We start from the raw sequence: 5,623 nt of genomic DNA on the forward strand, positions 1-5,623 counted from the left end.
GGGGCCGCGGGCGCGTCGGGCGCTCACGCGCCCGGGACTCAGGCTTCAGGAGCTCAGACGTGGAGCGCTCCCGCTTGGCCCGCCAGCATCCGTGACCTGCCCGAGGCACCCAGCAGAGGCGTGCGCGTCGGCGCCTTCACCTGGGCGATCCTGGTGTGCATGGTCGGCGCGTTCCTGATCGCCGAAGCATACATCCCGACCTTCAACCTGCCGATCCTCGGCATCAGCGCCATCGGCGCTCTCGGCGTCATCCTGATCGTCACCGCGATCTTCTCGGGACGACCCAAAGAACACAAGGACTCGACGACGAACATGACGAGCGCCGCAGACGCGATCCGCTTCAACTAACGTCGCAGGTAAACGCTACGGGGGTGGGTCCGAACCATTGGTTCGGACCCACCCCCGTCAATATGCGTGTCAGTGCTGCCGAATCAGAGCAGATCCAGCATGGCGGGAGCCACCAGCTTCAGGACGTTTTCACGCCCCTCCTTCGCGTTGGGCGCATCCACCGCGAAAGCAGCCATCTGCTGGCAAGTCGCCAGGTCGTGCATGCGCAGGGCCGCACGAACCGCATTGACCTTCGACGGGGCCATCGACAAGGATGCGACGCCCAGGCCCGTGAGAACCAGCGCCAGCAGCGGATCCCCTCCGGCCTCGCCGCACACGCCAATGGGTTTACCGGTCGCACGACCACCATTGCAAGCGGTACGGATCATCTCCAGGACAGCCGGCTGCCACGGGTTAAGAAGCGGCGCCAGGTTACCGTCGAGGCGATCAGCGGCCATCGTGTACTGCGTCAGGTCGTTCGTGCCGATGGAGGCAAAGTCCACGATCGTCAGGAGCTGCTCGGCGCGCAGAGCGGCCGCGGGCACCTCGATCATGATGCCGACCTTGGGCAGGCCGTAGCCTCGCGCCTTGTCCGCGAACCAGGTCGCTTCGCTGGCGGTGGCAACCATCGGGGCCATGACCCACAGTTCTGCGCCGGTCGCCTTGTACGCGGCAGCGAGAGCCTTCAGCTGAGTGTCGATGAGGTCCTCACGCCTCTGGCACAGGCGCAGGCCACGCACGCCCAGGGCGGGATTCTCCTCGGCACCCAGATTCGCGAAGCTCAGCGGCTTGTCCGCGCCAGCATCGAGCGTACGCACGACAACACGGCGCTCACCGAAAGCCTCCAGGACCTTCGTGTAGGTGTCCGTCTGCTCCTCCAACGACGGAGCATCCGAGCGCTCCAGGAACAAGAACTCCGTGCGGAACAGACCCGAACCTTCCAGGTCCACCTTCGAGGCCTTGAGCGCGTCGTCGACCGTTCCGATGTTAGCCAGGAGCTTGACCGGGTAACCATCGAAGGTTGCTCCCTTACCGGTCGAACCAGCCAGGGCACGCGCACGGCGCAGCGAACGCTCCTTCAGTAGCGTCACCTCATCATCGGTCGGCGCGATGATCACCTCACCAACACCGCCGTCGAGCGCCAGGATGGTACCCTCCTCGACCGCCATGATTCCCTCGGCCTTGACGATCGCGGGAATACCCAGCTGAGCAGCAAGAATCGCGGTGTGTGACGTGGGCCCACCGACCTCGGTGATGATGCCGAGGACTGTATCCGGGTTCAGCGTCGCAGTCTCAGCGGGAGCCAGGTCGCGAGCCACCAGAATAACTGACCCCTCAAACGCGGGAACACCCGGCTCGGGAAGCCCACGCAACTGACAGATCGCGCGATCACGCACGTCGTACAGGTCGGTCGCGCGCTCCGCCATGTAGCCGCCCAGGCTACGCAGCATCTGCGCATAGTCCTCAACCGCGTCATGGACAGCCTGCGTCACGCCCAGGCCCTTCTTCAGCTTCTTGTCGACAGCCTTCGCCAACCCGCGGTCACCCGCAAGCTGGGCGGTTGCCTTCAGGATCGCCTTCGTCTCTTCCGGCGCCTTCGCCGCGCGTTCCGTCAGGCGCGAAGAAACAGCCGCGAGCGCCTCACGAACGCGCGCACCGTCAGCGGCAGCATCAACGCTGCCCGGCTCCGACGTGTCAACGCCGGGCGCAGGCTGAACGATCGCGGCGGGCGCAGCAGCGGTACCGGCAGAAACGCCGATACCATGCAGAACGTCGTGCGTCGCCATCAGCTCACTCCTGATCAAGGTCACGCGAGAGCAGCGCGACGAGCGAATCAAGCACCTCGCCCGCGGAATCATCCTCGGTCGACAGGGTGACGACATCGCCGTGCTTGGCACCCAGGGTCATGATTTCGAGAAGCGACGCAGCGTCGGCCTCCTCGCCATCAAACGCGATCGTGACCTCAACGCCGGAGTCATCGACGGCCTCGGCGAGAACGGAGGCGGGACGCGCATGGAGACCAACGGAGGAACCAATTGCAACGGTGCGGGAAATCATAGTCGTTCCTTTCGAATGCGGGTATGTCCATCGTCAGACACGTGGACCCGTACCGCCCATACTATGACGTAGTGCACTCATTTGAAAACTCCATCCCACCACGCGGCCTAATGGGATGAATCACCCTCACCGATCCCAACAAACCATACCGACAGCTCCCCACCAACCCCCACCGATCCCAACAACCGCCAGACAAACAACGACCCAGCCACGGCCTCGTTTGAGCCTCGACGCGGCGACACGCGACCATCCACCCACCTACCGATACACTAGAGAGGTACCGACGAAAGGAAAGCGAGCATGAGCTCCCGCGAACCGACGCTGGCCGACGTCGCCCAGCTCGCCGGCGTCAGCCCGACGACCGTGTCGCGCGTCCTCAACAACCGCGGCTACCTGTCGGACAAAACCAAGCGCTCCGTGGCGGACGCCATCGAGGCCCTGGGATACCGCCCCAACTCGCTGGCCCGCGCCCTCCACGGCAAGAGCACCCAGACCGTGGGCCTCATCGTGCCCGCCGTGTCTCTCCCCTTCTTCGGCGAGCTCGGCGTCGAGGTCGAAAACGCCCTGGCCGACGCCGGGTACCGCATCCTCATCTGCAACTCGATGGGTCGAGCCGACCGCGAGCGCGAATACCTGTCCCTGCTCGTGGGCAACCGCGTGGACGGCATTATTTCCGGCGCGCACAACGAAGGCCTGGGGGAATACGACACGATCCGCATGCCCCTGGTCACCATCGACCGCGAGCTGAGCCCGTCGATCCCGAACGTTCGCTGCGCGAACCGGGAGGCGGGCGCAATGGCCACGCGCGCACTCCTGGACGCGGGGTGCCGCCACCTACTGTTGCTCACCTCCCGTTCGGGACCACGTAACCTGCGCGAAGCGGGTTTCCGCGCTGAAGCCGAACGCGCCGGATGCCAGGCGCGCGTCATCACCGTCCCGTTCGACACGCCGACTCCGCGCCGCTTCGCGATGGTGCAGAGCCGCCTCGATGAGGCGCGCGCCGTCGCCCCCATCGACGGCATTTTTGCCACGGATGACCTGGCGGGCGCCGAGGTCCTCGAGTGGGCGCGCACACGCGACCTGTCGGTGCCCGGCGACCTGTCCGTCATCGGGTTCGACGGCACGGAAACGATGCGCCGCGCCCTGCCTCACCTGGCGACGATCCGCCAGCCGATCGAGCAGATCGCCCGTGCCGCCGTCGATATTCTCTTAGAACAGATGGAGGGCGCGGCTAGGCGCGCAGTTGACGAGGCCGGGGCGCCTCCCGCTCCCACGCTCGAGTTCCCGGGCACGCTGATACCGGGGCGATCGCTGAACCTGTGAGGGCGCCTTGCGGCAGGCTGTCACCGATCCCTGCCCGCCCGACTTATTCCTTATCTTGCGAAGCTTTCCCGCGGATGCACACACGGATAGGTTGTTCGCATATGGATAGGTTATTGGCTTGCGGATAGGTTCATTAGCTACCCGCATTGTCGTAACCTATCCGCGTGCGCAGCACCTATCCGCATGTTCGGCCGTATCTGCATGTTCGGCCGTAATCTGCGGGCAGGCCCCCGTCCGCAGGTTCAGCCCTTTACTGCGGGCAGGCCCCCGTCCGCAGGTTCAGCCCTTTACTGCGAGCAGTGAGCCGTCCCGGGTATTGTGGAGAGTGTCTTAGGCCGGATTGGAGGTTTGGGATGTCTGGTCAGCGTAAGTATTCGATGGAGTTGCGTGAGCGTGCGACGCGTATGGCGTTGGAGGCTCGTGCTGATCCCGAGCGGCGTAGGGGTGCTATTAAGCGCATTAGCGGCCAGTTGGGGATCAATCCTGAGGCGCTACGTACGTGGGTGCGCGCCGTGGAGCAGGGCGGACGCAATGAGCGCGGCGAGGTCAGTGATCAAGAGGCCCATATCCGGGCGCTGGAAGCTGAGAACCGTGAGCTACGGCGAGCCAACGAAATTTTGAAGGCGGCGTCAGCTTTTTTCGGGGCGGAGCCAGGTCGCCTCGGACGCTAGTCTACGATTTCATCGAGGCCAACCGGCATCGGTGGGGAGTCGAGCCGATCTGCACTGCTTTATCCCAGTTAGGGGTGCGGGTTGCTCCCAGTAGTTATTACGCCGCTCGGGCGCGCCCCTTGTCGGCGCGCAGCGTGCGCGACGAGGCGCTCACAGACGTGATCAGACGCGTGTGGGAGGAGAACTACTGTGTGTTCGGGGTGCGCAAAATGNGGACCCACAATCCCCTTCATCACGGGCGCAACGACCGACCAAACCGTTGCCCGCATCATCGTCATCGGCGGCGGCGTGTGCCTACTCATCGTCGGTGCCTGCCTGGCGGTTGCCGCCCTGCGCGACCGCAGCGCCGGCTGGCTCACCACCTTGTCCATCATCGGCATCATCGCAGCACTACCCACGGCAGCCCTCGGCACCGAGGCCACCCACCAGACCATCCGCACGATCTCCACATCGGTCCAGAACTCCACCAGCGCCACAACCGTAGACTGGACCGTGGACGCCGTACACGGCCCAGGCCCCCTCGGGACCGTCACCCTCGACTTGACCGGGGCGCCCGCAGGCACCACCAAATCGATCCTGGTCGACTGGCAGGCCTGGCAGAACCTGACGATCAAGGTCGCCGAAGGACAACCCGTCCAGATCGTGTGCCAGTCGGACATCAACTCAGTGGCCACCAACATGGAGGGCGACGGCTGGGCTGCCCCACTGAAACGCTGCTCGGACCAGAGCGTTGCATCCCCCTCGTGGGGCACCCCCTCGCTTGGCGGAATCACGGTCATCATCACCAGCGAGGCCGACCTGGATAACCTGACAATCCTCCAGGCCCCAGACGCGTCCGGCACGTGGGGTTCCACGTCGGCGCCGACCTCCAGCGCGACGCCCAGCTCTACTCCGTCACCCACCCCCACCGACTCCCAGTCGGGTAACTGAGGAAGGATCACGACAATGACCACCTCGAACGACGACCAGACCATGCAGCTACCCGAATTCGACGCAACGACGCCGCTGCCCACGATCCCTGATGCTGTCCCGGACGCGACGGTTGAGATGCCCACGTCAGATCCCCTCGCGGTCTTCCGCGACGAGCCGAACACGCAGATGCCCTCCGAGCCAGCTCCGGCGGGCGGTTTCACCGGGGCGGGCGCGCGCACGGCCTTCGATCCGGCCTCCACGGGCGAGTCCGTTCCCCCCGCCGACGAGGCCGGGGCTGGCCTGGGCGCTCAGGCTGCCTCGGGCGGCGCGTC

The 5,623-nt window shown here is 65.3% G+C and carries 4 protein-coding genes, 2 pseudogenes and 1 other annotated feature; of the genes and pseudogenes, 4 read left to right on the forward strand and 2 right to left on the reverse strand.

What is annotated here, in order from left to right; translation table 11 throughout:
• Positions 1–348: pseudogene (locus tag BQ7477_RS03610) on the forward strand (hypothetical protein); the annotation flags it as partial.
• A gap of 83 nt (positions 349–431) precedes the next feature.
• Here BQ7477_RS03610 and ptsP read toward each other — a convergent pair.
• Both ptsP and BQ7477_RS03620 read right to left on the reverse strand, forming a co-directional pair.
• Positions 432–2,114, reverse strand: coding sequence for a phosphoenolpyruvate--protein phosphotransferase (gene ptsP / locus BQ7477_RS03615; RefSeq protein WP_073982842.1), 1,683 nt, complete (start codon positions 2,112–2,114; stop codon positions 432–434).
• 4 nt (positions 2,115–2,118) lie between these two features.
• Complete coding sequence (locus BQ7477_RS03620) at positions 2,119–2,385, reverse strand: HPr family phosphocarrier protein (RefSeq protein ID WP_073982843.1); 267 nt, start codon at positions 2,383–2,385, stop codon at positions 2,119–2,121.
• 300 nt (positions 2,386–2,685) lie between these two features.
• Here BQ7477_RS03620 and BQ7477_RS03625 point away from each other — a divergent pair, with 300 nt between their 5' ends.
• The 3 genes and pseudogenes from BQ7477_RS03625 to BQ7477_RS03640 form a co-directional block, all read left to right on the forward strand.
• Positions 2,686–3,708 carry a LacI family DNA-binding transcriptional regulator gene (locus BQ7477_RS03625; protein WP_073982844.1) on the forward strand — a complete coding sequence of 341 codons (1,023 nt, stop codon included), beginning with the start codon at positions 2,686–2,688 and terminating at the stop codon, positions 3,706–3,708.
• Positions 3,709–4,061: 353 nt separating this feature from the next.
• A complete protein-coding gene (locus BQ7477_RS03630) occupies positions 4,062–4,379 on the forward strand; it encodes a transposase (RefSeq protein ID WP_073982845.1) in 318 nt (105 codons plus the stop codon).
• Positions 4,340–4,468: a sequence feature (AL1L pseudoknot), on the forward strand. It overlaps the preceding gene by 40 nt.
• Positions 4,469–5,324: 856 nt before the next feature.
• Positions 5,325–5,623 (forward strand): annotated as a pseudogene (locus tag BQ7477_RS03640) (hypothetical protein); the annotation flags it as partial.

Origin of the sequence: Actinomyces bouchesdurhonensis (genome assembly GCF_900128465.1) — a bacterium.
Classification (GTDB): Bacteria; Actinomycetota; Actinomycetes; order Actinomycetales; family Actinomycetaceae; genus Pauljensenia; species Pauljensenia bouchesdurhonensis.

What these genes read in the sequence shown, in the direction of transcription:
- ptsP (WP_073982842.1), bottom strand. Translation starts at nt 2,114, where the DNA reads ATGGCGACGCACGACGTTCTGCATGGTATCGGCGTTTCTGCCGGTACC.
- BQ7477_RS03620 (WP_073982843.1), bottom strand. Translation starts at nt 2,385, where the DNA reads ATGATTTCCCGCACCGTTGCAATTGGTTCCTCCGTTGGTCTCCATGCG.
- BQ7477_RS03630 (WP_073982845.1), top strand. Translation starts at nt 4,062, where the DNA reads ATGTCTGGTCAGCGTAAGTATTCGATGGAGTTGCGTGAGCGTGCGACG.
- BQ7477_RS03625 (WP_073982844.1), top strand. Translation starts at nt 2,686, where the DNA reads ATGAGCTCCCGCGAACCGACGCTGGCCGACGTCGCCCAGCTCGCCGGC.